The organism is Saccharopolyspora sp. 7B (assembly GCF_020177435.1).
Taxonomy (GTDB): domain Bacteria; phylum Actinomycetota; class Actinomycetes; order Mycobacteriales; family Pseudonocardiaceae; genus Saccharopolyspora_C; species Saccharopolyspora_C gregorii.
This window is the reverse complement of record NZ_JAIUKC010000009.1, coordinates 1-26,134: the sequence shown is the minus strand read 5'-3', so window position 1 is coordinate 26,134 and position 26,134 is coordinate 1. Positions and strand designations below refer to the sequence as shown.

The window sequence follows — 26,134 nt, the reverse complement described above, 5'->3', positions numbered from 1 at the left end:
TGTTGACCACGTTGCGACGCCGCACCTTCCTGTGCGGTTCGACGGCGGTCAGTGCTGTCGCCGTCGGAGGCAGCTGGGCGGCCGCACCCGTCTTCGCGGCATCGACCGAGCCGCACGAGGCGATCGTCAGGGACGCGCACCTGCACTGGAACTCGGTTCCTCGGGACTGGCGGAGTGCGCCGTTGCTGGGCAACGGTGTTCTGTGGGGACAGGTTCACCGGAGCGCGGACGGCAGGGGACTGACCGTGGCGCTCGGCGGCGCGAGCACACCCTGGGAGGCACCGGACGCCCGACTCGCGCTGGTGCTGGCCGGGACCCCGACGGAAGCGCGGTGGGAACTGGATCTGTGGAACGCGGAACTCACCGGGACGCTGACGACCACGCGTGGCTCCGTGCGCTTCGCCGCGCTCGTGCCGCGTTCCGAGAACGTGTTGATGATCTCGCTCACCCCGTCGGAAGGCGAGAGCCGCGCGGCGTGGGTTCCGGACGAGGACGCACAGGCGTCCTGGTGCGAGCGCCGCCAGGGCAGTCGGCGGATCGTGACGGCCTCGCTCGACGCCGGCCCCCCGCGGGACGTGGACGGTCCGGAGCTCGTCGAGTCGCACCGGGCGTGGTGGAACAGCTTCTACCGCCGCAGTTTCCTGTCGATTCCGGACAAGACCGTGCAGCGGTTCCACTGGGCGCAGCTGTACCGGGCCGCCGCGACACGTCCTGGCGGTGAGCACGCGACGGCGATGCTCGACGGGTACGGGCACGCTGCCTGGGCGGCTCCCTCGACCCCGACGCACGCACGGGCGGCGATTCCCGGCACCGGGTCCAAGGAAGGATTCACCGGGAACATGATCGCTGCGGCGGGTTTGCCCGCGCTGTGGCGGCACTGCGTCCACAGCGGCGACGACGAGCTGCTGAGGGAGACGGTGCGACCGGCGCTGCGGCGTGCGGTCGGCTTCTACGGCCAGTTCCTCGTCGAAGACGCCGGAGGGCGGCTCCACCTTCCGCTGACGCACTCGCCGACCTACGCCGACGTGCACGACAGCACCTACGATCTCGAACTGCTCCGCTGGGCAGCGCGGGCCTTGGTGCGGTCCAGCACGTTGCTGGGGGTGCGGGACCCTCGTGGCGACCGGTGGAACGACATCGGCGAGCGGTTGGTCCGGGCTCATCGGGACGTCGGTGGAGCTCCGATGGTCGGCGCGGGCGTGGCCCTCGGCGAGTCGCATCGGCACCCGTCACACCTCGTCGCGCTGCACCAGCTGGACGACCTCGCGGACTCGCACGATCGCGCCGTCTGGAAGCGGGGTTTCGAGTGCTGGTCGGCGCTGCGGGATGACTGGCAGGGTCATTCCCACCTGGCGGCGGCCGCGATGTCGAGCGCGCTGAACGACGGCGACGCGGCGCGCGCCGAGCTGGAGCACGTTCTCGCGGAACGCGTCGGGGACTCGGAGTTCCTGCCGAACACCCTCTACCGCGCTGGAGGCGCGGCACCGCCGGACGTGGGCTACGCGGTCAGCCGCATCCTGCGCGACATGATGACTCGGTGGCGTGGCGACGTCGTGGACCTCTTCCCCGCGGTGCCCGCGGGGTGGGCCGACGTCTCGGTGTCCGGCCTGGAAGTGCGGCAAGGCATCCGCGTCGACGCCGGGCGGAGCGGCGGCCGAACCGAGTGGGTGCGCGTGCACAGCGGAACCGACCGGGCCTGGACGTTGCGGCACGGGATCAACGGCCCGGTGACCGTGCGGGACGGGCGGGGACGCCGGATCCACGGCGGTGGTCGGGGGCCGGCGGAGGTGCGCGTCGCACCCCGGGCACACGGCGCGGTCGTGGTGGTCGAGCGCACGGGATTCGAGGGTGGCACCGAACCCCGGGACGTGACCGCCAGCGGCAGCGGAAGGCGATGGGGCTCGCCCGCGGTATCCCGGCGAGAACTGATCTGAACCGTGCAGTCGACCTAGTGGAGGGGTGAGGGACATGTCGCGACCTTCGTTGGTGTGCGTGCCGTTCGCGGGAGCGGGCGCGTCGTACTTCCGGCCGTGGGCGGAGCACGTGGAGCCCGCGTTCGACCTGGTACCGCTCCCGCTTCCAGGCAGAGAGCGGGAGATCGGCGCCGAACCGTTCCGGGATGCCTCGGTGGCGGCCGATTTCCTTCGGGACGCGGTGATCGAGCGGGTAGGTACGGGCGAGGTCGTCCTGTTCGGGCACAGTCTCGGAGCAGTCCTGGCCTACGAGCTGGCACACCGGCTGGCCGACGTTCCGGGCATCGACCTTCGACGCCTGGTCGTCAGCGGATCGCCGGGTCCGTGGAGCACCCGGCGGCAGCGGGCGACCGGGCTCGCGGACGCGGAGTTCCTCGACCAGGTGAGGGAATTCGCCGGTTACGACCATCCGGCCTTGCGATTCCCCGAGATGCGGGAGTTGATCCTGCCCGCGCTGCGTGCGGACGTCGAGATGCACGAGAACTACCGGCCGAGTCGAACCGAGCCGCTGCCGGTGCCGATCACCTCGCTGCGGGGACGCGACGACGAGCTCGTGGACACCGAACACGCGGGGCAGTGGTCCAAGGCCACCACCGGGACCTTCGACCTGGTCGAGCTCCCCGGCGGGCACATGTACCTCACCGACTCGGTGGGCGCGGTCGCGGAACTCATCACCGCAGCGCTGTCCGAGGCGGACGGCAGCTCCTGGACCATCGGCACGTCGGCGACCTGAGCACGATCGCCCGGAAGGAACTCCGTTGCGCTTGATGGGAAAGACCGCGGTCATCACCGGAGCGGCGCGTGGGCTCGGACGGGCCTGCGCGGTCGCGTTCGCCCGTGAGGGGGCGAGCGTGGTCCTGACCGACATCGGGCAGGACCTGGACGGCGTTCCCTACCCGCTGGGCTCGGCAAGCCAGCTGGCCCACACGGCCGAGCTGTGCGCGGAACACGGCGTGGCCACGATGACCTCCGAGCTCGACGTTCGCAGGGCTGGCGAGGTGGCTGCGCTCGTGGACACCGCTCTCGGGCGGTTCGGGGCGGTGGACCTGCTCGTCAACAACGCCGGGATCGCCGCACCCTCAGGCCGTGCCGCGCACGACATCAGCGAGGACGAGTGGAATCTCATGCTCGACGTGGATCTTTCCGGCGCGTGGCGGATGATCCGTGCGGTCGCTCCGTCCATGTTGGACCGCAGGAACGGGAGCATCGTCAACGTCGCCTCCACCGCGGGTTTGGTCGGCTACCGCCATTTCGCGGGCTACGTCGCGGCCAAGCACGGTCTGGTGGGCCTGACCAAGGCCGTGGCACTGGACTTCGCGCCGAAGAAGGTCAGGGTGAACGCGGTGTGCCCCGGCTCGGTGCGGGACGACAAGTGGGCCGAGGGGCGGATGCTGTCCGAGATCGCTCGCTGCCTGGAGGTTCCCGTGGACGAGCACGAGGAGACCTTCGTGCAGGCCCAGCCGATGAACCAGTTGATCGAGCCGGAGGACGTCGCGGGAGCGGCGGTGTTCCTGGCTTCCGACGATGCGCGTCAGGTGACCGGTTCCGTGCTGACCGTCGATGGCGGGTTCACCGCGCGATGACGTGGCAGACAGCGCTCCCGGCGGAGCCGGGGACCACAGGAGAGGCGACGCCATGACCGACTTCTCAGCAGCCGGTGACGGGGGAGCGGAGGCTCGGCCCGACGCCGCACGCTGCCACGCCCTGTCCGTTCGCCTGGCCCCCTCGGTGGAGCACGCGACGATCGCCGCGAGGCTGGCGGCGGTCCGCCAACAGGATGCGCGCCGTCCGGCGCACGAGTTGTGGGTGCAGCGGATCGCAGGCTTCGCCGACGATCCGATCGCTGAGCGGATCCGACGCGGTGAGACGGCTCGGGGCGTTTCCCGCGCCGACGGGCTTCGGGTCGTCCTCCTCCAGTGCTCGGACGCGGTCGAACTGGTGCTGGTCGCCCATCGGGCGCGGTACACGGCCGGCCACCTGCGCGACACCGCTCGCTCGCTTGCCGGAGAGTCCGCGCCGGTGTGTCCCGCGTCGCCCATCGCCGGTCTGGACGAGGAGCTGTCCTTCGAGCCCGCCGACTGGGGCCTCGGCACGCGTGCCGAGAGCCGCCCCGGGCGGTGCGAACTTCCGGTGCGGGAGTCCGGGTCCGCGGAGACGTGGATCGCCGCGCTGTCGATCGTGCTGGATCGGTACGGGCAGGAGGCGACGTCGCTGCCGGTCGTGGCTTCGCGGCAGGCGGGTGGCGGGTGCCGTCTGGTCGCGGTGTCGACGGAGCTGTCCGGGGCCACCCAGGTCACCTCGCTGCTCGACGGCATCCGATCCGGGCTTGACGCACCGGAAGCCCAGGTGACGACGAAGGTCGCGCCGGTGGGTTTCATCGTGGACCGGATCGAGCCGGAGCACGACGGGGCGGTCGAGTACGAACCGTGCCTGGCCCCCACGTTCCCGGTCACGCTCTCGTTCGCAGCGGGGCGCGCGGACGGCGGAGTGCTTCGCTGCGACCACGATCCGCGCTGGGTCTCCCCGGAGATCGCGCACCAGTTGGTCCGGCACGTCGTGCGCGTGCACGACCAGATCATCGCGCACCCGTCGAGTGCGGTGCGGGAAGCGGAGATCCTCGGCGCCGAGTCGGCACGGGTGCTGGCGTTGGGGACCGGCCCCTCGCTCGACCGCGCCGAACCACGGCTCCTGCACGACCGGGTCAGGGCCAGGGCGGCGGAGACACCGGGAGCCATCGCGATCACCGAGGGCCCGCGACGGATCACCTACCAGGAACTCGACGATCAGTCCGACCGGTGGGCCCGCGCGCTCCGGGCGCTCGGGGTGCGGCGCGGCGCTCGGGTGGGCGTGTGCCTGGACCGCTCGGCGGAGATCCCCGTGGTGCTGCTGGCCGTGCTCAAGGCGGGCGGCGTCTACGTTCCGATGGAGCCCGCGTATCCCCGCGAACGCCTCGCCTTCATCGCCGAGGACGCGGAGCTGGCGCTGGTGGTGACCCGCCACGGCGAGTTCCCCACCGGTGCGGGCAGGAAGGCGGTCTCGCCGGAAGCGCTCTCCGCGGCACCCCCCGCCGACCATCTCCCGGAGGACGGGGAGCCCGCCGATCCGGCCTACGTGATCTACACCTCCGGTTCGACCGGCCGGCCCAAGGGCGTGGTCGTGCCACACGGCAACATCTGCGCGCTGCTCGACGCGACGAGTGTCGACTTCGGACTCGGCGGACAGGACGTGTGGACGTGGTTCCACTCCTGCGCGTTCGACTTCTCGGTCTGGGAGATCTGGGGATGCCTGGCGACGGGAGGCGGTCTCGTCGTCGTCCCGTACTGGGTCTCCCGCGACCCGGAGCGCTTTCTCGAACTCCTCGGCCGGGAGCGGGTCACGGTGCTCAGCCAGACGCCGTCGGCGTTCGCACCGCTTGCCGTCGACCAGGGCACGGCCGGCGTCGCGCCGCGCCTGGTCGTCTTCGGTGGTGAGCCGCTGGACACCCGGATGCTGGTCGGCTGGTTCGACCGGCACCCCGAGTCCCGGTGCCGCGTGGTGAACATGTTCGGCATCACCGAGACCACCGTGCACGTGACGGTGCAGACCGTGACGCGGCGCATCGCGCTGGAGGAGTCACGCGCGGTGGGACGGCCGCTGCCGGGATGGTCGGTGTCGGTGCGCGATGAAGGAGGACGGGTGTTGCCGCTCGGAGTCCCGGGCGAGATCTACGTCGGCGGTGCTGGTGTCGCCGCCCGGTACCTCAACCGCCCCGACCTCACCGAGCACCGGTTCGTCCTGGATCAGCACACCGGGCAGCGCGTTTACCGCAGCGGCGACCGGGGGCGCCTGCGGCCGGACGGCGTGCTGGAACACCTGGGCCGCCTCGACCACCAGGTGAAGATCCGTGGATTCCGCATCGAACTCGACGAGATCCGTTCGGTCCTGTTGGAGGACCCGGCGGTGAGTGCGGCGGCCGTGGTCGTCAACCGGACCGATCCGGACGACGCGGCCTCGGCCAGGCTGGACGGCTACGTCGTGACCGAGAAGTCCACTTCGGACATCCGGGCTCGCGCCGCACGACTCCTGCCGGAGCACATGGTCCCCGCGACGGTCTCCGCGATCCCCGCGATGCCGTTGACGGCGAACGGAAAACTCGACCAGCAGAGGCTGCCCGCGCCCCACCCGGCACGGCCGGCGAGGACCGCACCCGACAGCGGCGGATCGGCGACGATGGCGGACGCACTACGGGTGGTGTGGAGCGAGGTGCTCGGGGTCGAGGTCACCTTGGACGACGACTTCTTCGAACTCGGCGGCAACTCGCTGTTCGCGGTGCGGATCACGACCGCGCTGCGGGAGCGGGGCGTGCCTGCCGTCCCGCTGCGCGATCTCTACCGCTACCCGACGATCCGGCAGCTCAGCGTTCTGCGTGCGAGCGGCGGAGCCTCATAGCGGCTTGCGGAATCCCCGCACGGCGAACACGGCGCTGATCGCTCCCAGGACTGCGCTGGTGCCCAAGGCGAGGAACACGCCGTTGCCGGTCGGCAGCGCAAGGGCGAGGTTGCGGGAGGCGTCCACCGCGTAGGTCAGCGGATTCACGACGGCGAGGACTCGCAGCCAGTTCGGCAGTGCCTCCAGCGGTACGAACGCGCTGGAGACGAACATCAGCGGGAACATCGCCAGGAAACCGATGCTCTGCATCACCTCGGCCTTGCGCACCCAGGTGGCGATCGCCAGGAAGACCCAGGTCAGCGACCAGCTCACGACCAGCGCCAGCACCAGCGACGCGACCACGCCCCAGAAACCGCCCTGCGGGGAGAAGCCGAAGAGGGCGGCGGCCGTCGTCAGCAGGACGATCAGTTGCAGCGCGCTGCGGACGAGATCGGCGACGCTGCGCGCCAGCAGCACCGAGCTGAGGTGGATCGGTAGCGCGCGCAGGCGGGCGACGACTCCGTTGTGCATGTCCGAGATCAGGCCGATTCCGGACTGGAGGCCGGCGCCGATGCTGGTGGTGATGAGGATGGCGGGCATCAGGTAGTTGATGTAGTTCCCGCCCGGTGGGTCGATCACCGTGATCGCTTTGCCGAAGACCTGGCTGAACAGGACGAGCATGATCAGCGGCTGCAACATGCTGAACAGCAGCATGCGCGGGTCGACGAGCAGGGCGCGCAGCGATCTGCTGCTGAGCAGGTAGACCTGGGCGGGCATCGCGGCTCCGCGCCACCGGCGCGTGGGGGTGTCGGGGATCGTGGTCATGAAGGGACTCCCACTGGCTGTGCCCGTTCGGTCGATTGGTGGTGCGCGAGGTATACGTCGTCGAGGGTCGGTTCCCCGAGCCCGAGCGCGGCGACCTCGACCCGGGCTTCGTCCAGCGCCCGCACGACCGCCCCGAGTTCACGGGAAGCGGTGACGGAGGTCGTGATCTGGTGCCGTTCGGCGTCGTAGTCCGAAGGAAGTCCGACCGACGTGAGCGCACGCAACGCGGTGTCGGCGTCGGCAGGGTCGGACAGCGTCGTGGTGACGCTGCGTTGGCCGACTTCCGCCTTGAGTTCGCCGGGCGTGCCCGCCGCGACGACCCTGCCCTGGGACAGCACGGCGATCGAGTCCGCGAGGCGATCGGCCTCGTTGAGGTACTGGGTGGTCAGCAGCACGGTCGTACCCCGTTCCACCAACGCCTCGACGATCTCCCACATCCCCAGCCGACTGGTCGGGTCGAGGCCGGTGGTGGGTTCGTCGAGGAAGATGACGTCCGGATCGCCGACCAGGCTCGCCGCGAGGTCGAGCCGTCGCCGCATCCCACCGGAATAGGTGCCCGCGAGGCGGGTGGCGGCCCCGGTCAGGTCGAAGACGTCGAGGAGCTCGGCGGCGCGTTGCCGGGCCTCGGCCTTGCGGGCACCGAGCAGCCGGCCGATGAGCACGAGGTTGTCCACGCCCGACAGCTGCTCGTCGACGGAGGCGAACTGGCCGGTCAATCCGATGCGGGCGCAGACCTTCGCCCGGTGCCGGGTGACGTCGTATCCGGCGACCCGTGCGGTCCCGCTGCTCGGCGGGAGCAGGGTGCTCAGGATGTTGACCAGCGTGGTCTTCCCCGCACCGTTGTGGCCGAGCATGCCGAGAACGGTGCCTTGGTCGACCGACAGACACACGTCGTCGAGCGCGGTGACGGTACCGAACGTCTTGGTGAGGTGGTGGGCCTCGATGACGGGCTGGGACACGGTTGAACTCCTGGGCTGCCTGTCGTGGTGGTCATCGCGGGCGGCTCGTTCCACACCGCGGTCACGTCTGCTTCTCGGCGAAGCCGTCCCCGTTCAGCAGTGCGAGTCCGAGCGGTGTGAGCGAGTGCGACACCGCGTTCTTCTGCCTGCGCGTCGTGATCAGCCCCGCGTTGCGGAGCACCGAGGTGTGCTGGCTCGCGGCGGCGGCCGAGATGCCGAGCCGTTGCCCGAGCCCGCCGGTGGTGTAGCTGTCGAGCAGCGCGTGCAGCGCTTCGGCGCGCGTGCGCCCGAGCAAGGCGCCGAGCGTCTTGCCGCCGGACGTGCTGCGTGCCCACAACTGCTTGGTGTTCACGTCCAGCGGGGCCGGATACACCAGGACGGGGGTGCTGTGCGGATCGGTGTTGCTGAACAGCAGGGTCGGGCGGTCGAACAGGAAGACCGACGGCGTGATGACGAGACCGGCCGAGTCGAGGAAGATCTTGCGCGCCGGGCGGCCCGCGATCTGGAGGAACGGGGGCTCCCAGGTCGCCGTGGCGTGCAGGCTGCGGAGCAGTCCTTCGATGCCGTCGTTGAGAACGGCCTGCCCGCGAGCCGAGCGTTCGATCTCCAGGAGCACGGACAGGCGCTGCCAGTAAGGCTGCACGGCGGTCCTGCCGAACTCGTGGACGGCGGCGGTGGTCTTGTGGACGTCCTGCACGGGGCGTACGCATCCGGCCCGTCCGAGATCCGGGTGTGGTTCGGTGAACAGTTCCGAGGTCGGCCGCACGGCACGCACCAACTCGGTGAGGTGACGTGCTCGGGGCCCCAGCCGGGAGCGAACGGCGTAACGCCAGGGATCGAACGCGGCGGCGCCTCGACGCTGCCACAGCAGATCGGCGGCGAAGAGGATTTCGGCAACTGGAGAACGCGGGACGGCGATCCTCGTTCTGAGGAGATCGTCCGCCGAAAAATGGATACGAAGCATGGATGACCCCCAGGTCGTCGTTCACGTGCGGTTGCCACTCGTGGTGTCGGTGGAACGGTTTCCACGAGCTGATCCACCCTTGGTCCTGGAAGCAGCGCCCCGTGCGTGGCGTGCCTCCCCCAGAGGACCGATTGAAGCATCGGACGCTGGCCTGCCCTCCTGTTCTCCGGGATGATCACGATTTCTCGTGTCACGGATTGGTGCTGCTCATGATTCCTTCTCGTTCGATCCGGCAGGTCTCATTCCCGGAGAGGTGAACACCGGACGCGGCGGAACGTCCGCGATCGCGAATGTGCGATCGCGCGCGGCGTGACGGAACGCGCGGGTCGGCCCGGCCCCGCCGAGCGCGCGAATGATCATGATCGCAGCGCACGAGTTCGCTCCCGGCTGTCGTCGGACGGCAGACCGACGATCATTCTCAAGAATGATTCTCCCGGAACGTCTCCCGGGCCGTTCACGGCGTCTCCCCGTGGTCCGCCGCTAGAAGCTGTCGAATTCATGCGGAAGTCTGATCCCCCCAGGATCTTCGTCCAGTCCGCTGGACAGGCGCACGACGCTCGACCGTGCGCCTAACGCACCCCGATCTCACCTTGATCAAGGTCACGGGTGAGACTAGCCGATCGGCGTGCCGCCTGAGCAAGGTTTTTAAGTGCTCGCTGCAAATGCCAGGTCAGGCTCCGCTGGTCTGCGCTTGATGCCTCACTCGGAGTATTTTTACTCGCATTCGGCGGATGTCGGGGTTGTGGGTGACCGGGCAGGGTTGGGTTTGGCACGAATCGCGGTCCCGGTGGGTGTCGCGCGCCCGCTCGGGAATCGTGCGGTACTGGGATGATCTTCTTTCTGGGGCGGGCCGTCAGATCTGCCGCGGTGGTGCGGCGCGCAGGTGATTGCTGTGCTGGGAAAGGAAACATATCGCCGTGACGTGTCCGCGGGCGGTTCGGAGCGGACGATGCGAATGGGTTCATGGGAGGAAACGGCGTTGCAGGGTTCTGGGGGATCCGGGAATGTGGGAATGTGGCTCGTGGGCGCCCGCGGGTCGGTCGGGACGACCGCGATCTGCGGTCTGCTCGCGATGCAACGGCAAGCGGTGCCGCCGATCGGATCGGTCACCGAGGGCATGAGCTTCGGTGCCGCCGACGTGCCGGAGTGGAACGACATCGCGATCGGCGGACACGATGTCGTCGACACGCCGCTGCGCAAGCGCGCCGAGCAGCTCGCCGCCGCCGGATCGCTGCCCGAGCGACTCGTTCCGCTGATCGCGGACGACCTGTCCGAAGTGGACGAAGATATCCCGATCGGCTGCACCTCGGGCCGGTCGACGCAGCCGCAAGAGGACACGGTGCGTCGCCTCGCCGCGGACATCAGCCGGTTTCGGGACCGCCGCGGCCTGGCTCGGGTCGTGGTCGTGAACGTGGCCGCGACGGAGGCACCGCTGTCGCCGGAACCGGGGCACGAGGATCTCGCCGCGCTCAGGGACGCACTCGCCACTCCCGGGCGGGCGGTGTTGCCACCCAGTTCCCTCTACGCCTACGCGGCCCTGTCCGCTGGGTGTTCCTACGTGGACTTCACACCGTCCCCGGGCATCCGGCTCCCGGCGCTGGAGCAGTACGCGCGTCAGCGCACGCTCCCGTACGCGGGCTCGGACGGCAAGACCGGGCAGACGTTGCTGCGCACGGTGCTCGCTCCGATGTTCACCGCGCGTGCGCTGGCGGTGCGGTCCTGGTCGGGAACGAACCTGCTCGGCGGCGGCGACGGCGCGACGCTCGCCGAGAGCGACCGCGCGTCCGCCAAACTCGCGTCCAAGTCCCGTGGACTGGGCGCGTTGCTGGGGCCGGACGTGACGGCCCCGTTGCACATCGACAACGTGCCCGAACTCGGCGACCGCAAGGTGGCGTGGGACCACGTGCAGTTCGAGGGTTTCCTCGGTGCTGAGATGAGCCTCCAACTCACCTGGTCCGGTTACGACTCGGCCCTCGCCGCACCGCTGGTCCTGGATCTGACCCGCTTGCTCGCCGGCGCGCACGCCGCCGGACTCAGCGGCCCCGTCGCGGAACTGGCCTGCTTCTTCAAGGATCCGGTGGAAGGCGAGGAACACGGTTTCGCCGACCAGGTCCGCACGTTCGAACGGTGGGTCGCGGAGCTGGGGGCGGACGCGTGAGCCGCTGGATACGGCTGCTCCGGGCACCCGCGGCGTTGACGGCGTGGGCCGATCCGGTGGTGGGCTCGGTGGCCTCCGGGCGGTCTTTGCAGGGGCGCCGCCGGCTCCTTCCCGCGTCGGCGGCCGCGTTCTACTGGGCGGGGATGGTCCTGAACGACTGGGCCGACCGCGACGAGGACGCGGTGGAACGGCCCGAACGCCCGATTCCGTCCGGCGAGATCGCCGCCGAGCACGCGATCGCGGCGGCGACCGGACTGCTGACGGCGGGGGTCGGGCTCGCGGCGCTCGGCGGAGGCAGGGACGCGGTGCACATCGCGGTGCTGTTGGGGGCGACGGTGTGCGCATACGACCTCGTGCTCAAGAACACTCCTGCCGCACCCGTCGGCATGGGTGCCTGTCGCGCGCTGAACGTGCTGCTGGGCGCGGGCTGGTCCGGCATGCGCGCGGCGGCGTACGAGGCCGGACTCGTCGCCGCGCACACGGTGGGCATCACCGCGCTGTCCCGAGGCGAGGTCCACGGAGGGTCCCGGGGGATCGCCGTCGCGGCGCTCGGCGGCACCGTGGCCGTGGGAACCGCCGTGGTGGCGTCGCCCGCACCGTCCGCCCGGCACCGGGTCCAGGCGTCGGCAGCGGGTCTGACCTATGCCGGTCTCGTGGGGAGTCACCAACTGCGTGCGGTGCGCGGCCCCGCCGCTCCCGCAGTCCGATCGGCGACCGCGGCGGGGATCCACGGCATGATCGCGTTGCAGTCCGCGCTGGCCGCTCGCCGTGGTGCGGGTGCGGTGGCCGTCGTCATCGCGGCGGCGCTGCCGCTCGCACGGCGGCTCGGCAAGAAGGTGAGCCCGACATGAGCGGGTTCGCGCTCGGCTACGGCACCAACGGCTTCAGCAACCATCGGCTCGACGATGCGCTGACGTTGATCGCGGAACTCGGTTACACGGCTGTGGCGCTCACCCTCGACCACGACCACTTGGACCCGTGGGCACCGACGTTGTCCGGGGACGTGGCTCGGGTCGCGTCCCGGTTGCGGGAACTGGACCTGCGCTGCGTGGTGGAGACCGGAGCGCGGTACTTGCTGGACCCCCGCCGCAAGCACCATCCGACCCTGCTGTGCGCGGAACCGGAGCCGCGAGTGGAATTCCTGCGACGAGCGGTGCGGATCGGTGCCGAGCTGGGAGCCGACAGCGTGTCGTTCTGGTCCGGCGTCCGGGAGGCGCACGTCGCCCCGGAACTGGCGCGGGAGCGACTGCTCGCGGGTATCGCCGAGGTCCTCGACGAAGCCGGGCGCAACGAGGTCCCGTTGGGGCTCGAACCCGAGCCGGGGATGTTCGTCCAGCAGCTGAGCGAGGCGCTCGACGTGCGCGAAGCGCTCGGTTCACCGGAGTACCTGGGCATCACGCTCGACGTCGGTCACTGCGTCGCGGTCGAACCCGTCGACGCCGCGACGTGCGTCCGCCAGGCCGCCGGGTCGCTCGTCAACGTCCAACTCGACGACATGCTGCCGGGCGTGCACGAGCACCTCGAATTCGGCGACGGTGACCTCGACCTGCCCGGCACCCTCGCGGCCCTGGACGAGGTCGGCTACCGAGGGGTGGCGGCGGTCGAGCTGCCACGGCACAGCCATGCCGCCCCGGCGGTCGCACGGCGGGCCATCACGGCGCTGCGTCGAGCGCGCGGGGAACCGGCCACATCCCGGTGGGAGCTTTCCGGAGCAGGAGCGTGGGTCGAGCAGGCGCGGGCGCGGATCCGGGCCGATCCCACGGCGATCCGAGCGCTCTTTCCCGCCGCAGGCCGGCACGCCGGGCGGGCGCCGATCCGCGCCGACGTCGACGCGGCGGGGCTGGTGCACGGGACGGAGGACGACCGGGCACGCACCGCGATGCTGACCACCCTCGCCGCGGTCGTGTCCACCGAGGTTCTCGCCGCCGAACTCGGCGAGCTGTACCGGTACGGGGACGGCGCGGAACGACGCGGAGTCCTTCGTGCGTTGCACGTGATCCCGGCCGAGGTCGCCGGCGCGGGGATCGCGCTCGTCGAAGATGCGCTGCGCACCAACGACAGCACGCTGATCGCGGCCTCGATGGGATCATTCGCCGCGCGTCACCTCGACCAGCCCGCATGGCGTCACGGCGTTCTCAAGTGCCTGTTCCTCGGGATTCCGCTGGCGGCCGTGGCGGAACTGGAACGCAGGCGCGACGACGAGTTGGCTCGGATGGTGACCGACTTCGCCCGCGAGCGCCGCGCGGCGGGTCGGCCGGTTCCCCGGGACGCCGACCGGCTGCTGGCCGCCCGGAACTGACTCCTACGCCATGAGTTCCCAGCACCCCGACCGACGAACGACCCGAGGACGATTCATGCGCATCTTCGATCCGCACATCCACATGACCTCGCGCACGACGCGGGACTACGAGGAGATGTACGCCCACGGCGTCCGTGCCCTGGTCGAGCCCGCGTTCTGGCTCGGCCAGCCCCGCACCTCGGTCGGGTCCTTCACCGACTACTTCGACGGACTCCTGGGATGGGAGCGCTTCCGCGCCGCGCAGTTCGGGATCCGCCACCACTGCACGATCGCGCTCAACCCGAAGGAGGCCAACGACGCGCGGTGCCTGCCGGTGCTGGACGTCCTGCCCCGGTACCTCGCGAAGGACGGGGTGGTCGCTGTCGGGGAGATCGGGTACGACTCGATGACGCCGCAGGAGGACGAGGCGTTCGCCCGTCAGCTCGGCATGGCGGTCGCGCACGACCTGCCCGCACTGGTGCACACCCCGCACCGCGACAAGGTGGAGGGGACACGTCGCACGCTCGACGTCGTACGGGAGTCCGGCATCGCGCCCGAGAAGGTCGTGGTCGACCACCTCAACGAGGTGACCGTCGCGCCGGTGGCCGAGTCCGGGTGCTGGATGGGTTTCTCGCTGTACCCGGACACGAAGATGGACGAGCACCGGTTGGTGACGCTGCTCCGGGAGTACGGTACTGATCGGATGCTGGTCAACTCCGCCGCCGACTGGGGCCGGTCGGACCCGTTGACGACGTACCGAGCCGGACTGGCCATGCTCGAAGCCGGCTTCACCGAGTCCGATGTGGACAAGGTGCTGTGGTCGAATCCCGTCGACTTCTACGGTCGGAGCGGCCGTCTGTTGCTGGACGAACTTCCCGCGTTCACCGGTACGCCCGTCGAGTTCGCGGGCAACTCGGTGCTGCGCGGGGCACGCCCGGCGACCGCGGAGGCAGGGGGGCGGCCATGACCGAGTTCTCGTACTGCACCAACGTCCACCCTGCCGAAGACCTGGCAGGGCTGCTCGACCAGCTGGATCGCTACGCGGTCCCGATCCGGGAACGGGCCGGGTTGGACCGGCTCGGGCTCGGTCTGTGGCTGTCGGCGGACGTGGCCGCCGTGCTGGCCGCCGATCCCGACAGCGTGTCGCTGCTGAAGCGGGCATCGCGCGAGCGCGGGCTGTTCGTCGAGACGCTCAACGCTTTCCCGTACCGGGGCTTTCACGATCCGGTGGTCAAGCATTCGGTGTACCGGCCGTGCTGGGGCGATCCTCGTCGTACCCGGTACACCGTCGATTGCGCCCGCGTCCTCGGTGGACTGTTGGACGAGGACGCGGAGTACGGCAGTATGTCGACGCTCCCGTTGGGTTGGCGCGAAGGATGGACCGACACCGACGGCGAGCGGGCACGCATGGCGTTGGACGGCGTCCAGGACGCGCTCCGGGAGGAAACGTCGCGATGTGGACGTCCGGTGCGGCTCGCGATCGAACCCGAGCCAGGATGCGTCCTGGACGAGGTTTCGGACGCGGTGCGGTGGATGTGGGACCGGGTGGACCCCGACGTCGTCGGGCTGTGCTTGGACACCTGCCACCTCGCGGTCTCCCACGCCGACCCGGGGAGTGCCGTGCGTCAGATCTACGACGCCGGCCTGCAGGTGTTCAAGGTGCAGGTTTCGGCCGCCCTCGAAGTCCCGGACCCTGCTGACCCGCGGGCGCGGAAGTCGTTGGCGGAGTTCGCGGAACCGCGCTACCTGCACCAGGTCCGAGAGCGCGGGCCGGACGGCGCGGTGTCCAAGGAGGATGACCTCGACGCCGCGGTGGGCACCCTTCCAGGGCTAGGGCCGTGGCGCGTGCACTACCACGTACCGCTGCACTGCCAACCGGTCGAGCCGCTGCGCGCGACGACCTGGGTGATCGAGGAAGCGCTCGATGCCGTGATGGCCTGCGCGGGAGGTGTGACGCCGCACCGTGAGATCGAGACCTACACCTGGAACGTGCTTCCCGAGCGTCATCGACAGGACCTGGTGGACGGCATAGCCGCCGAACTGCGCTGGTCCGAGCGGAACCTCGCGCACCGGCCTGGCCCGGTCCTCCCGCGTGGACAGGAGCTTCGATGAAACCCGTGCTGCTGCTGGACATCGTGGGGATGACCCCTGCCCAGCTCCGCCACATGCCGTCCGTCGCGGCGCTCGGGGCCCGTGGCGCGCGCGCCGAGCTCGGCACCGTGCTTCCCGCCGTGACGTGCAGCGCGCAGTCGACCTTCCTGACGGGGCGGATGCCTGCCGAACACGGCATCGTCGGCAACGGCTGGTACTTCGGCGACCTCGGCGAGATCCACCTGTGGCGGCAGCACAACAAGCTCGTCGCGGGGGAGAAGCTCTGGGAGTCGGCGAGGGCGGTCCGGCCGGACTACCGGGCCGCCAACCTGTGCTGGTGGTACGCGATGGGCGCGTCCACGGACCTCGCGGTGACCCCGCGCCCGGTCTACCACGCCGACGGGCGCAAGTCCCCGGACTGCTACACGCGCCCGCCGAGCCTGCACGACGAGCTGACCGAGCGGTTCGGCCCCTTCCCGCTGTTCCACTACTGGGGGCCGACGGCGTCCCTGCGCTCGACGCGGTGGATCGTGGGCGCGGCCCGCCACGTGCTGGCGCACCATCGGCCCGATCTGCAACTGGTGTACGTGCCGCACTTGGACTACGACCTCCAGCGGTTCGGCCCCGACTCGCCGGAGGCGGTCGCGGCGGCCCGGGACGTGGACGTCGAACTGGCGCCGTTGCTGCGCGAAGCGGAGGAAGCCGGGGTGACGGTGGTGGCGTTGAGCGAGTACGGCATCACCCCGGTCCAGCGGCCCGTCGACATCAACCGCGCCCTGCGTGCGGAAGGGCTGCTGGAGGTCTACACCCAGGAGGGCATGGAGTACCTGGATCCGTGGGCATCCCGGGCGTTCGCCGTCGCCGACCACCAGGTCGCGCACGTCCACGTCGCCGACGAGTCGGACCAGCCGAAGGTGCGTGACCTCGTCCGCGCGCTCGGCGGCGTGGACGAGGTGCTCGACCGTTCGGCGCAACAGCGGTACGGCCTGGACCACCACCGCGCGGGCGACTTCGTCGCCGTCGCCGAACCCGATGCCTGGTTCACGTACTACTACTGGCTGGACGAGGACCGGGCCCCGGACTTCGCCCGTGGCGTGGAGATCCACCGGAAGCCGGGATTCGATCCGGCGGAACTGTTCTTCGACCCCGCGGACAGGTGGGCGAAGGTCCGCGCGCTCACGGGACTGGCCCGCAAACGCGTCGGTTTGCGCTATGCCATGAACGTGGTGCCCACCGACCCGCGATGGGTGCGAGGCTCGCACGGCAGGCTCCCCGACTCGGCCGAGCACGGCCCGGTCCTGCTGTCCACGGACCCGTTCCCGGACGGCATCGTCGGCCCGGGCGACCGGATTCCGGCCACCCGGGTGCGCGACCTGGTGCTCGGTCTGCAAGGTCTGACAGGTCAGGCATCCCGCAAGCGCAGCACCGAGTAACCGACCCACCAACCGAGCGCGGCCCATCCGGCCAGCACCGCCACGGCGATCGACGGCGCGTACCCGTCGAACTCGGCGACGCCCATGAGCACCATGCCCGCTGGTCCCGGCATGTACTCAGCGGCCTTCGCCAGCCAGGGGATCGGCGTGGCCTGCAAACCCATCGGAAGGATCAGCAGCACGAGCACCGACACGGCGAGGGTTCCCGCCACGCTGCGGACGGCCGCGCCGATGCCGGTGACGAGGACACCGGCCATGGCGAGGTAGACCCCGACGGCGACGCTGCGCGTCAGCCACTCGGCAGCACCGGCGGCGTCGGCGAACTCACCGAGCGCGAGCGTCGCGACCGCCGTTCCGGCAAGCCCGAGCACGAAGCCCCACACCAGCAACACCGGCGCCAGCACGGCACATTTGGCCATCAGCATCCGTCCCCGGCGGGGCTGGCACTGCAACGTCGTGAGAATGCTGCCGGTGGCGTACTCCGAAGTGATCGTCATCGCGGCCAGGGTGAGCAGGGCGAACTGTCCACCGTAGAGCACGCCGACGGTCGCGTTGTCCAATGCGGACGTCGCGCCGTTCTCGGCGCCTCCGGCGGACGCGAGCGACCGCACCGACAGGCCGAGCACGACGCTGTAGAACACGACCAGGGCCAGCGAGGTGCCGAGGGAGATCCAGGTCGAGCGCACCGAGCGGAGTTTGGTCCACTCCGACGCGGGACCAGCGAGCGCGCTGCGGCGGCCGGGGGCGGCCGAGCGGGGCGAGGTGGTGTCGGTCATGGTCAGCTCCGCACTTCCGCGTCAAGGCCGGGTTCCGGCGCGTTGTACTCGACGTCGCCTTCGGTCAGACGCATGTACGCGTCCTCAAGGGACGGAGTGACCGACCGCAGCTCGTGCAGCCGCACTCCGAGTTCGTGCGCCAGGTCGCCGACGTCACCGGTGGTGGCACCGCGCACGAGTACCCCGCCGTCCTCGTCCTCGCACGTGAACCCGGCGGCGTCGAGGCGCTCGCGCAGGGCGGTGCGGTCCGCGCCGTCTCCGGTCCGGACGAACGCGGCTTCCTCCTCGGTGGAGCTGATGACCTCGTTGATCGGTGCGTTCGCGATCAACCGGCCCCGGCCGATGATGATCAGTTGATCCGCCGTCAGCTGCATCTCGCTCATGAGGTGGCTGGAGACGAACACGGTGCGCCCTTCGGCGGCCAGCGAGCGCGCGAGGCCGCGCACCCAGCGCACGCCGTCGGGGTCGAGCCCGTTGACGGGTTCGTCGAACAGCACGGTGTGCGGGTCGCCCAGCAGCGCCGCCGCGATCCCCAGCCGCTGGCCCATGCCGAGTGAGAACGTCCCGGCGTGCCGGGAGGCCACCCCGGTGAGGCCGACGGTGTCGAGCACCTCGTCGACGCGACCGGCCGGGATGGCGTTGCTCCGCGCCATCGCGAGCAGGTGGTCGCGTGCGGACCGGCGCGGGTGCAACGCGCGTGCGTCGAGCAGCGCTCCCACCTCGCGCAGCGGATCGCGTAGCGCGGCGTAGGTGCTGCCGTTGATCCGGGTCTCGCCGGAAGTCGGCCGGTCCAAGCCGAGGATCATCCGCATGGTGGTCGACTTACCGGCCCCGTTCGGGCCGAGGAACCCGGTGACCTGCCCTGGACTTACCTCGAAGGTCAGGTCTTGGACAGCGGTCGTGCTTCCGTAACGCTTCGTCACGTCGTGCACCGTGATCATGGAATCTCCGTGCTGTGTCGTCGGATCGGACAGGGCTGGGCGAGTGGATGGCGTCAGGTGGAAGGATCGGATTCGTGGCGTGGTACACGGCGGTCAGGGCGTGGATGGGATGATGACGAGGTGGCCTCGCCGCGTACGTGACGGGATACCCTCGGTGTTCGGACGCGGGGCGAAGTGGTTGAGGGGGTTGCGTGATTCGGGTCCTGCTCGTCGACGACGAGACGCTGGTGCGTACCGGCCTGCGCTTGATCCTCAATCCGGCCGAGGACGTCGAGGTGGTCGGCGAGGCCGGGGACGGCAGGGAAGCCGTGGACGCCGTCGCCAGGCACCGGCCGGACGTCGTGCTCATGGACGTCCGCATGCCGACCATGGACGGACTCGCCGCGTCGGAGGAACTCCAGCGCCGCGCCGATCCGCCCAAGATCATCATGCTCACGACCTTCGCCCTGGACGACTACGTGCACCGGGCCCTGCGCGCGGGCGCGGTCGGATTCCTGCTCAAGGACACCGAGCCGCGGGACCTGCTCGGTGCGGTGCGCACCGTCGCGGCCGGGAGCGCGATGCTCTCGCCCACGGTGACCAAGAGGCTGCTGACGACCTTCGCCGAAACCGAGCAGTCGGAGGTCGAGAAGTTCCGCCGGCGGCTGGACGTGCTCACGGCCCGTGAACACGACGTGATCCGCGCTGTGGCACGAGGGCTGTCGAACGCCGAGATCGCCCGGGAGCTGTTCATGAGCGAGGCGACCGTGAAGGCGCACGTGAGCCGGTCGTTGTCCAAGCTCGGCTTCCGCAACCGGGTCCAGGCGGCGATCCTGGTGCACGACGCGGGTTTGGACTGATTTCACCGGGAGGACGTCACCGCGTCGGAGCTCTCGGGTTCCGCTTCGTCCGACTCGGGGCGGCGGCGCCGGTAGAGCCACCGTCCTGCCTCGACCAGGACCGTGACCGACAGGGCGAGTCCCAAGCCGAACAGCAGACCCAGGATCGGGTTGCGCTCGAAGGCGATGCCGCCCGAGTAACCGATCAGTCCTGAATAGGCACCCCAGCTCACGCCCGCGAGCAGGTCGAAGCAGGTGAAGCGGTACAGCGGATAACCGACCATCCCGGCGGTCAGCGTGGTGACGGTGCGGCCGCCGGGGATGTACCGGGCGATGACGAGGATCAACCCGCCGCGCTCCGCGAGAGTGCCGCTGGCCCAGTCGAACGCGGCTTGGCGTCGGGGGGCGGTCCGGAGGTGCCTGAGCAGCTTGGCCCCGGCGAACCGCCCGACGAAGTACGAGACGTGGTCGCCGAGAACGGCACCCGCCGCCGACACGGCGATGACCAGGGCGAGGTTCGTCGTCCCGTTCGCGGCGAACACGCCGGCCGTGATGACGAGGCTCTCGCTGGGTACCACGGGGAAGAAGCCGTCGATCGCCGAGAAGGAGAACAAGGCGACGTACCACCACGGCGAGCCGAGGAGCGTGGTCAGGACGTCGAGTACCGCTTCCTTCATGCGGTGCTCGATGTCGTGGTGCCGACGTCACGACGGGCGCGACCGTTCATGATGGGGAACCTTCCGGTGGTCCAACGTGTTTCCCGAAGTCTGCGGAGGACGGGCCGCCGACGCATTAGCCGAAAGGATCCTGTTGACCCCTACTTTCGAAACGTCACGGGACATCATCGTGTACGTCACCGGGTGACGTGCAGGCGCGAGCCGTCGTGTGCTGTCCGCCGCTCCGGTTCAGCACTCCCCACAGCGACGCTCGACTCGGATCCGCCTCGTGCGGCTTGCAGCCGGACTCGGCGCATTCGTGCTCGCCGTCGCGGGCGTGCTTCTCGATCTTCGGCGTGCCGTCGCAGCGGGTGCGGGCGCAGATCGCTGTAGACGCTCTCCAGCATCCGCGCACTGATCTTGTTGACCGCTGTCCCGCCGAGCGCGGGGAGGATGGTGCGCCGGAGGTAGCCCTCGTACGTGTGGCGCGTGCTCTCTTCCAGCTCACCGGCGCGCAGCCACTCGCTCCATGCGTGGGGGAGCGCGACGGTCGACGGCGCTGAGTTTCGTTGACCTGGTTGAGCAACTCCGCCAGGGCCTTCTCGGCGCGCTCGCGCGCGGCGTCGTTCGTGCCCTTGATCGTCTCGCGTAGGTAGACCCGCTTGCCGGTGACCGGATCGACGCCCGCGTGCGCGACCACCCGGAAGCCAGCAGCTCGCGCCTGGACCCGGCCGCGCTCGCGGGACTTTGAGCGCGCAGCAATACGGCCTTGAGCATGCTCGCCCAAGGCCACACCCAGCGGACCAGACCAAGATCCAGATCTTCGGTTGTTTCCGCTGGTGAGCGGTGGTGCCCCCGGTCAGAGTCGAACTGACACTGTACGGATTTTGAGTCCGCCGCCTCTGCCGATTGGGCTACGGGGGCTGAGCGAGCCGAAGTTTACCGGACCGGTGATCACTGCGCGGCGGCGGGGCGGTCTGGGCGGGTGTCTTCAACTGCCCTGTCCGCTGGTGCCGACGCCTCAGTGGTGCCGTTCGGTTCGCCTGGCCGGCAGCCCGCCCACCATGTGGGCGTCGCGCCGATGTGACCTGTCGGAAACGGGTGTCGGGATGGTCACCCTCCCTGGTCATCTCAGCTGGAGGGCCCGGCCGGTAAGCTGGTTTTTCCCGGTGCGGGACCGCACTGGACCGTGTCAGAACTACCCCAGGAGGACCCGGTGACCACGCCGGCTGCCGAGGACCCAAGCGAGGCCAAGCCCGTCGAACGTCGCGTGCTCGTGGCAGAGGACGAGGCGCTGATCAGGCTCGACCTGGTGGAGATGCTCAAAGAAGAGGGGTACCAGGTCGTCGGTGAGGCCGGGGACGGGCAAGAGGCCGTGCGGCTGGCCGAGGAGCTGCGGCCCGATCTGGTGATCCTGGACATCAAGATGCCGAAGATGGACGGCATCGAGGCGGCGTCGAACATCGCGGGCGAGCGCATCGCGCCCGTGGTGATCTTGACCGCGTTCAGCCAGCGCGACCTGGTGGAGCGGGCGCGCGACGCGGGGGCGATGGCCTACCTGGTCAAGCCGTTCGCGAAGCGCGACCTGGTGCCCGCGGTCGAGCTGGCGGTGTCCCGCTTCACCGAGGTGCAGGCGCTGGAGGCCGAGGTCGCCGACCTCAGCGAGCGCCTCGAAGCGCGCAAGACGATCGAGCGCGCCAAGGGCCTGCTGATGAGCAAGCACAACCTCTCCGAACCCGAGTCGTTCCGCTGGTTGCAGCGGACCGCGATGGACCGCCGGACCACGATGAAGGCCGTGGCCCAGGCGGTGCTCGAGAACCTGGAGTGACTCAGCCCGCGGGCTGATCGCGGATGACGCAGGTCAGGCGTGCCGTGCAGGTGCGCCTGCCCTGCTCATCGGTGATGACGATCTCGTAGGTCGCCGTGCTGCGGCCCCGGTGCAACGGGGTGGCGATGCCGGTGACGAGGCCTTCCGTGGCCGAGCGGTGGTGCGTGCAGGACAGCTCCAGCCCCACCGCGATCCGGCCTTCTCCCCCGTGCAGCGCCGAGGCGATGGAACCGACCGATTCGGCCAGCACCGCGTTCGCGCCCCCGTGCAGCAGTCCGTAGGGCTGCTTGTTGCCCTCGACCGGCATCGTCGCGACCACACGTTCGGGTGAGTATTCGAGGTATTCGATGCCCATCCGGTGCTGCAACTGGCCCGGTTCCGGGTTCAGCACCAGCGCCATCGAGTCGTTCGCGGGCTGCTCGTTCTCGGTCGCCGTCACGGTCCACCCCTCCTCGTGCCTCGCCGCACGCGCTGTCGGTGGCTCAGCCTAGACTCCCGCGACGTGATGGCTTCCGAAGACCGACGTCTGCTGTTGATCGACGGCCATTCCATGGCCTACCGAGCGTTCTACGCCCTGCCGAAGGAGAACTTCCAGACCGGCACGGGCCAGCACACGAATGCGGTCTACGGCTTCACCTCGATGCTGATCAACCTGCTGCGCGACGAGCAGCCGACCCACTTCGCGGTCGCGTTCGACGTGTCCCGCAAGACCTTCCGCAGCGAGAAGTTCGCCGACTACAAGGCGAACCGCAGCGCCAGCCCCGACGAGTTCAAGGGCCAGGTCAGCCTGATCCAGGACGTGCTGGGCGCGCTGTCGGTGCCGGTGCTGAGCAAGGACAACTACGAGGCCGACGACGTCATCGCCACCCTCACCACCCAGGCCACCGGCGAAGGCTTCTCGGTGGCCATCTGCACCGGCGACCGCGACGCGCTCCAGCTGGTGACCGACCGGGTCACGGTGCTGTACCCGACGAAGGGCGTTTCCGAGCTCACCCGGTTCACGCCGCAGGCCGTCGAGGACAAGTACGGCCTGTCGCCCGAGCAGTACCCGGACTTCGCGGCGCTGCGCGGCGACCCGTCGGACAACCTGCCGAAGATCCCGGGCGTCGGCGAGAAGACCGTCACGAAGTGGATCCAGCAGTTCGGCTCGCTGGCGGGGCTCATCGACCGCGCCGACGAGGTGAAGGGCAAGGCGGGCGAGGCGCTGCGGACCAACCTCGCGTCCGTGCAGCTGAACCGGGAGCTGACCCAGCTGGAGCACGACGTGCCGCTCGGGGTCACCCCGGACGACCTGGTGCTGGCCCAGTGGGACCGGGACGCGGTGCACAAGCTGTTCGACGACCTGGAGTTCCGGGTGCTGCGGGAGCGGCTGTTCAGCACGCTGTCCGCCGCCGAACCCGAGGTGGAGGACGGTTTCGAGGTCTCCGGCGGCGCGCTGGACACCGGTGAGCTCGCCGGGTGGCTCGACCGGCACGCCCGGGACGGCCGCCGCGTCGGGCTCGCGTTCAGCGGCACCTGGACGACCGGCGCCGGTGACCTGGCCGGCATCGCGTTGGCCGACGCCGACGGCACCGGGGCCTTCGTGGACGTGACCGAGCTCAACGCGGACGACGACAAGGCGCTGGGGGAGTGGCTGGCCGACCCGGCGCTGCCGAAGGCCGCGCACGACGTGAAGGGCCCGCTGCACGCGCTGCGCGGCCGCGGCTGGACGCTCGCCGGGCTGACCAGCGACACCGCGCTCGCCGCCTACCTGGTGCGCCCCGGCCAGCGGTCCTTCGACCTGCCGGACCTGGTGGTGCGCTACCTGCAGCGGGAGCTGCGCGCCGAGGACGAGGGCGGCGACGGCCAGCTGTCGCTGCTCGCCGACGAGGAGCAGGACAAGGCCGACGCCGCCAACACCGAACTCGTGAAGGCCCGCGCGGTCGGTGAGCTCGCGGACGCGCTGGACACCGAGCTGGGGCGCATCGACAGCCGCGGCCTGCTCACCGACCTGGAGCTGCCGCTGCTGGCCGTCATCGACGAGCTGGAGGCCGCGGGCATCGCTGTGGACGCCGACCTGCTCGACGAGCTCGGCGCGCACTTCGCGGGCCGGGTCAAGCAGGCCGCGCAGGAGGCCTACGACGTCATCGGCAGGGAGATCAACCTCGGGTCGCCGAAGCAGCTGCAGGTGGTGCTGTTCGACGAGCTGGGCATGCCGAAGACGAAGCGCACCAAGACCGGCTACACCACCGACGCCGACGCGCTGCAGGGCCTGTTCGAGAAGACGCAGCACCCGTTCCTGCAGCACCTGCTGGAGCACCGCGACGCGACCCGGCTCAAGACCACGGTGGAGGGCCTGGTGAAGTCCGTCGCCGACGACGGGCGCATCCACACCACGCTGAACCAGACCATCGCCGCCACCGGCCGGTTGTCCTCGACGGACCCGAACCTGCAGAACATCCCGATCCGCACCGAGGAGGGGCGCCGGATCCGCGAGGTGTTCGTGGTCGGCTCCGGGTACTCGGAGCTGCTGACCGCCGACTACAGCCAGATCGAGATGCGCATCATGGCGCACCTGTCCGGCGACGAAGGGCTCATCGAGGCGTTCCGCTCCGGTGAGGACCTGCACAACTTCGTGGCCTCGCAAGCGTTCGGGGTGCCGATCGGCGAGGTGGACCAGGAGCTGCGGCGCCGGGTGAAGGCCATGTCCTACGGGCTGGCGTACGGGCTGTCCGCGTTCGGGCTGGCCCAGCAGCTGCGGATCTCCGCGGAAGAGGCGAAGGCGCAGATGGACGCCTACTTCGCCCGCTTCGGCCGGGTGCGGGACTACCTGCACGAGGTGGTGTCGCAGGCGCGGGAGGACGGCTACACCTCGACGATCCTCGGCCGCCGCCGCTACCTGCCGGACCTGCTCAGCGACAACCGGCAGCGCCGCGAGATGGCGGAGCGGATGGCGTTGAACGCGCCCATCCAGGGCAGCGCCGCCGACATCATCAAGGTGGCGATGCTGGGCGTGCACCGCTCCCTCGCCGAGGCGGGCCTGCGGTCGCGGATGCTGCTGCAGGTGCACGACGAACTGATCATCGAACTGGTCGACGGGGAACGCGCCGAGGTGGAGCGGATCGTGCGGGAGCAGATGGGCTCGGCCTACCCGCTGGAGGTACCGCTGGAAGTGTCGGTGGGCGCGGGCCGTTCCTGGGACTCGGCCGCACACTGAGTGCACGGCGGGAGGCGTCGGCCGTCGCGCGGCGGGCGACGCCCTCACCGTTGGCATATGCCGGCGGCATGCTCTCGGAGCTGCGGAGATTGCGGCTCGATCACGGAACGATCATTCTCCGGCGCCGCGGGCGTCCCAGCCACTGAGATGGCCGGAACGTGAACGAGGCGGGCCCCTGTTGGACCTTTCGGGTGACAGCCGGGATAGCCTGCCTACTTCGCGGAACAGCGGATGCCGACGAGCCGGCGCGCGGCGCGCACGGCGGACCCGGGGCGGAGTTCCCGGAGGAGGAAAATGATCAACATCGACAGAGTGGACCACTTGGTGCTCACCGTGGCCGATGTCGATCGGGCGGCAGAGTTCTACGAGCGCATCCTCGGGATGCGCACGGTGACCTTCCCCGGTGACCGGCGTGCGGTGAGCTTCGGTCAGCAGACCATCAAGCTGCACGCCGCCAGCGAGCTGGTCGAGCCCACCGCGACGCACCCGGTGCCCGGTTCGGCCAACCTCTGCTTCGTCACCGAGCAGCCCATCAGCGAAGTGCAGGAGCACCTGCGGGCCAACGACGTGCGCATCGAGGAGGGCCCGGTCGGGCGCACCGGAACATCCGGCCCGATCACCTCGCTGTACCTGCGCGACCCCGACGGCAACCTGATCGAGATCGCCCGGTACGACGAAGAAGCCGAGGCCGCTTCCGGCGCGGAGTGAGCACCCGGAACGGAGGAGGGGGCGGGGGGGGCCCCGGGGGGCCGCCCCCCCCCCGCCCCCCCGGGGACACCGCCCGGCGCCCGGTGGAACCGGCCGGGGGGCCCCCCCCCCGGCCCCCCCGCG

The 26,134-nt window shown here is 70.2% G+C and carries 23 protein-coding genes and 1 tRNA gene; 15 read left to right on the top strand and 9 right to left on the bottom strand.

The annotated features are described in order from the left end of the window. Positions 1 to 2 precede the first annotated feature (2 nt). The 4 genes from LCD33_RS01820 to LCD33_RS01805 are packed head-to-tail and all read left to right on the top strand — an operon-like array spanning position 3 to position 6,401. A complete protein-coding gene (locus tag LCD33_RS01820) occupies positions 3 to 1,934 on the top strand; it encodes a hypothetical protein (RefSeq protein ID WP_224965938.1) in 1,932 nt (643 codons plus the stop codon). Between the two features lie 34 nt (positions 1,935 to 1,968). After that, a complete protein-coding gene (locus LCD33_RS01815; RefSeq protein WP_224955864.1) occupies positions 1,969 to 2,706 on the top strand; it encodes a thioesterase II family protein in 738 nt (245 codons plus the stop codon). Between the two features lie 34 nt (positions 2,707 to 2,740). Next, the gene (locus tag LCD33_RS01810; RefSeq protein ID WP_224955865.1) at positions 2,741 to 3,556 is read left to right on the top strand and encodes an SDR family oxidoreductase; all 816 of its coding nucleotides are present in this window, start codon (positions 2,741 to 2,743) and stop codon (positions 3,554 to 3,556) included. A gap of 52 nt (positions 3,557 to 3,608) precedes the next feature. Next, on the top strand, positions 3,609 to 6,401 hold the full coding sequence (locus LCD33_RS01805) for a non-ribosomal peptide synthetase (RefSeq protein ID WP_224965939.1): 2,793 nt from the start codon (positions 3,609 to 3,611) through the stop codon (positions 6,399 to 6,401). On the opposite strand, the gene LCD33_RS01800 is transcribed toward LCD33_RS01805, so the two are convergent. The 3 genes from LCD33_RS01800 to LCD33_RS01790 form a co-directional block, all read right to left on the bottom strand. Further along, entirely contained in the window at positions 6,396 to 7,205 is an 810-nt protein-coding gene (locus tag LCD33_RS01800; RefSeq protein WP_224955867.1) for an ABC transporter permease, read from the bottom strand. The two genes, LCD33_RS01805 and LCD33_RS01800, sit on opposite strands and share 6 nt — an antisense overlap. Then, positions 7,202 to 8,164 (bottom strand): ATP-binding cassette domain-containing protein, encoded by a 963-nt coding sequence (locus LCD33_RS01795; protein ID WP_224955868.1) that lies wholly within the window; start codon positions 8,162 to 8,164, stop codon positions 7,202 to 7,204. The genes LCD33_RS01800 and LCD33_RS01795 overlap by 4 nt, the downstream gene beginning before the upstream one ends. Before the next feature lie 61 nt (positions 8,165 to 8,225). Next, positions 8,226 to 8,861 (bottom strand): helix-turn-helix transcriptional regulator, encoded by a 636-nt coding sequence (locus LCD33_RS01790; protein ID WP_224965940.1) that lies wholly within the window; start codon positions 8,859 to 8,861, stop codon positions 8,226 to 8,228. Between LCD33_RS01790 and LCD33_RS01785 the strand changes: the two genes are divergently transcribed. The 7 genes from LCD33_RS01785 (at position 8,847) to LCD33_RS01755 (ending at position 17,088) form a co-directional block, all read left to right on the top strand. Beyond that, positions 8,847 to 9,134 carry a hypothetical protein gene (locus LCD33_RS01785; RefSeq protein ID WP_224965941.1) on the top strand — a complete coding sequence of 96 codons (288 nt, stop codon included), beginning with the start codon at positions 8,847 to 8,849 and terminating at the stop codon, positions 9,132 to 9,134. The two genes, LCD33_RS01790 and LCD33_RS01785, sit on opposite strands and share 15 nt — an antisense overlap. A gap of 1,006 nt (positions 9,135 to 10,140) precedes the next feature. Continuing rightward, positions 10,141 to 11,286, top strand: a complete 1,146-nt coding sequence (locus LCD33_RS01780) for an inositol-3-phosphate synthase (protein ID WP_224977450.1) — start codon at positions 10,141 to 10,143, stop codon at positions 11,284 to 11,286. Then, positions 11,283 to 12,137: an SCO3242 family prenyltransferase gene (locus LCD33_RS01775; RefSeq protein ID WP_224955871.1), complete on the top strand. Its 855-nt coding sequence runs from the start codon at positions 11,283 to 11,285 to the stop codon at positions 12,135 to 12,137. Before LCD33_RS01780 ends, LCD33_RS01775 begins: the two co-directional genes overlap by 4 nt. Then, positions 12,134 to 13,585, top strand: a complete 1,452-nt coding sequence (locus tag LCD33_RS01770; protein ID WP_224965942.1) for an EboA domain-containing protein — start codon at positions 12,134 to 12,136, stop codon at positions 13,583 to 13,585. The genes LCD33_RS01775 and LCD33_RS01770 overlap by 4 nt, the downstream gene beginning before the upstream one ends. 55 nt (positions 13,586 to 13,640) lie before the next feature. Next, positions 13,641 to 14,531 (top strand): TatD family hydrolase, encoded by an 891-nt coding sequence (locus LCD33_RS01765; protein WP_224955873.1) that lies wholly within the window; start codon positions 13,641 to 13,643, stop codon positions 14,529 to 14,531. Next, positions 14,528 to 15,676 carry a metabolite traffic protein EboE gene (gene eboE / locus LCD33_RS01760; RefSeq protein ID WP_224977449.1) on the top strand — a complete coding sequence of 383 codons (1,149 nt, stop codon included), beginning with the start codon at positions 14,528 to 14,530 and terminating at the stop codon, positions 15,674 to 15,676. The genes LCD33_RS01765 and eboE overlap by 4 nt, the downstream gene beginning before the upstream one ends. Next, a complete protein-coding gene (locus tag LCD33_RS01755; RefSeq protein ID WP_224965944.1) occupies positions 15,673 to 17,088 on the top strand; it encodes an alkaline phosphatase family protein in 1,416 nt (471 codons plus the stop codon). The genes eboE and LCD33_RS01755 overlap by 4 nt, the downstream gene beginning before the upstream one ends. On the opposite strand, the gene LCD33_RS01750 is transcribed toward LCD33_RS01755, so the two are convergent. Further along, complete coding sequence (locus LCD33_RS01750) at positions 17,058 to 17,864, bottom strand: ABC transporter permease (RefSeq protein WP_224955876.1); 807 nt, start codon at positions 17,862 to 17,864, stop codon at positions 17,058 to 17,060. The genes LCD33_RS01755 and LCD33_RS01750 overlap by 31 nt on opposite strands. Before the next feature lie 2 nt (positions 17,865 to 17,866). Beyond that, positions 17,867 to 18,805, bottom strand: a complete 939-nt coding sequence (locus LCD33_RS01745) for an ATP-binding cassette domain-containing protein (protein ID WP_224955877.1) — start codon at positions 18,803 to 18,805, stop codon at positions 17,867 to 17,869. Between the two features lie 191 nt (positions 18,806 to 18,996). Here LCD33_RS01745 and LCD33_RS01740 point away from each other — a divergent pair, with 191 nt between their 5' ends. After that, the gene (locus tag LCD33_RS01740; RefSeq protein ID WP_224955878.1) at positions 18,997 to 19,644 is read left to right on the top strand and encodes a response regulator transcription factor; all 648 of its coding nucleotides are present in this window, start codon (positions 18,997 to 18,999) and stop codon (positions 19,642 to 19,644) included. Positions 19,645 to 19,646: 2 nt separating this feature from the next. Here the strand turns inward: LCD33_RS01740 and LCD33_RS01735 are convergent, their stop codons facing one another. The 3 genes from LCD33_RS01735 to LCD33_RS01725 form a co-directional block, all read right to left on the bottom strand. Beyond that, positions 19,647 to 20,300, bottom strand: a complete 654-nt coding sequence (locus LCD33_RS01735; RefSeq protein WP_224965945.1) for a DedA family protein — start codon at positions 20,298 to 20,300, stop codon at positions 19,647 to 19,649. A gap of 176 nt (positions 20,301 to 20,476) precedes the next feature. Continuing rightward, positions 20,477 to 21,091: a hypothetical protein gene (locus tag LCD33_RS29555; protein WP_224965946.1), complete on the bottom strand. Its 615-nt coding sequence runs from the start codon at positions 21,089 to 21,091 to the stop codon at positions 20,477 to 20,479. A 35-nt stretch (positions 21,092 to 21,126) separates the two neighbouring features. Next, positions 21,127 to 21,203: transfer RNA gene (locus LCD33_RS01725), tRNA-Leu, on the bottom strand. 292 nt (positions 21,204 to 21,495) lie between these two features. Here LCD33_RS01725 and LCD33_RS01720 point away from each other — a divergent pair. Then, complete coding sequence (locus tag LCD33_RS01720; RefSeq protein ID WP_224962936.1) at positions 21,496 to 22,107, top strand: ANTAR domain-containing response regulator; 612 nt, start codon at positions 21,496 to 21,498, stop codon at positions 22,105 to 22,107. A 1-nt stretch (position 22,108) separates the two neighbouring features. Here LCD33_RS01720 and LCD33_RS01715 read toward each other — a convergent pair whose 3' ends face one another. Next, positions 22,109 to 22,507, bottom strand: a complete 399-nt coding sequence (locus tag LCD33_RS01715) for a PaaI family thioesterase (protein ID WP_224965952.1) — start codon at positions 22,505 to 22,507, stop codon at positions 22,109 to 22,111. A gap of 105 nt (positions 22,508 to 22,612) precedes the next feature. Between LCD33_RS01715 and polA the strand changes: the two genes are divergently transcribed. Both polA and LCD33_RS01705 read left to right on the top strand, forming a co-directional pair. Continuing rightward, positions 22,613 to 25,303, top strand: coding sequence for a DNA polymerase I (gene polA / locus LCD33_RS01710; RefSeq protein WP_224977448.1), 2,691 nt, complete (start codon positions 22,613 to 22,615; stop codon positions 25,301 to 25,303). A gap of 294 nt (positions 25,304 to 25,597) precedes the next feature. Further along, a complete protein-coding gene (locus tag LCD33_RS01705) occupies positions 25,598 to 26,011 on the top strand; it encodes a VOC family protein (protein ID WP_224962931.1) in 414 nt (137 codons plus the stop codon). The last annotated feature ends 123 nt before the right edge of the window (positions 26,012 to 26,134 follow it).

Coding starts and splice junctions, on each gene's coding strand:
- LCD33_RS01815 (WP_224955864.1), top strand. CDS start 1,969: ATGTCGCGACCTTCGTTGGTGTGCGTGCCGTTCGCGGGAGCGGGCGCG.
- LCD33_RS01810 (WP_224955865.1), top strand. CDS start 2,741: ATGGGAAAGACCGCGGTCATCACCGGAGCGGCGCGTGGGCTCGGACGG.
- LCD33_RS01805 (WP_224965939.1), top strand. CDS start 3,609: ATGACCGACTTCTCAGCAGCCGGTGACGGGGGAGCGGAGGCTCGGCCC.
- LCD33_RS01800 (WP_224955867.1), bottom strand. CDS start 7,205: ATGACCACGATCCCCGACACCCCCACGCGCCGGTGGCGCGGAGCCGCG.
- LCD33_RS01780 (WP_224977450.1), top strand. CDS start 10,141: ATGTGGCTCGTGGGCGCCCGCGGGTCGGTCGGGACGACCGCGATCTGC.
- LCD33_RS01770 (WP_224965942.1), top strand. CDS start 12,134: ATGAGCGGGTTCGCGCTCGGCTACGGCACCAACGGCTTCAGCAACCAT.
- LCD33_RS01765 (WP_224955873.1), top strand. CDS start 13,641: ATGCGCATCTTCGATCCGCACATCCACATGACCTCGCGCACGACGCGG.
- eboE (WP_224977449.1), top strand. CDS start 14,528: ATGACCGAGTTCTCGTACTGCACCAACGTCCACCCTGCCGAAGACCTG.
- LCD33_RS01755 (WP_224965944.1), top strand. CDS start 15,673: ATGAAACCCGTGCTGCTGCTGGACATCGTGGGGATGACCCCTGCCCAG.
- LCD33_RS01750 (WP_224955876.1), bottom strand. CDS start 17,864: ATGACCGACACCACCTCGCCCCGCTCGGCCGCCCCCGGCCGCCGCAGC.
- LCD33_RS01745 (WP_224955877.1), bottom strand. CDS start 18,805: ATGATCACGGTGCACGACGTGACGAAGCGTTACGGAAGCACGACCGCT.
- LCD33_RS01735 (WP_224965945.1), bottom strand. CDS start 20,300: ATGAAGGAAGCGGTACTCGACGTCCTGACCACGCTCCTCGGCTCGCCG.
- LCD33_RS01715 (WP_224965952.1), bottom strand. CDS start 22,507: ATGGCGCTGGTGCTGAACCCGGAACCGGGCCAGTTGCAGCACCGGATG.
- polA (WP_224977448.1), top strand. CDS start 22,613: ATGGCTTCCGAAGACCGACGTCTGCTGTTGATCGACGGCCATTCCATG.
- LCD33_RS01705 (WP_224962931.1), top strand. CDS start 25,598: ATGATCAACATCGACAGAGTGGACCACTTGGTGCTCACCGTGGCCGAT.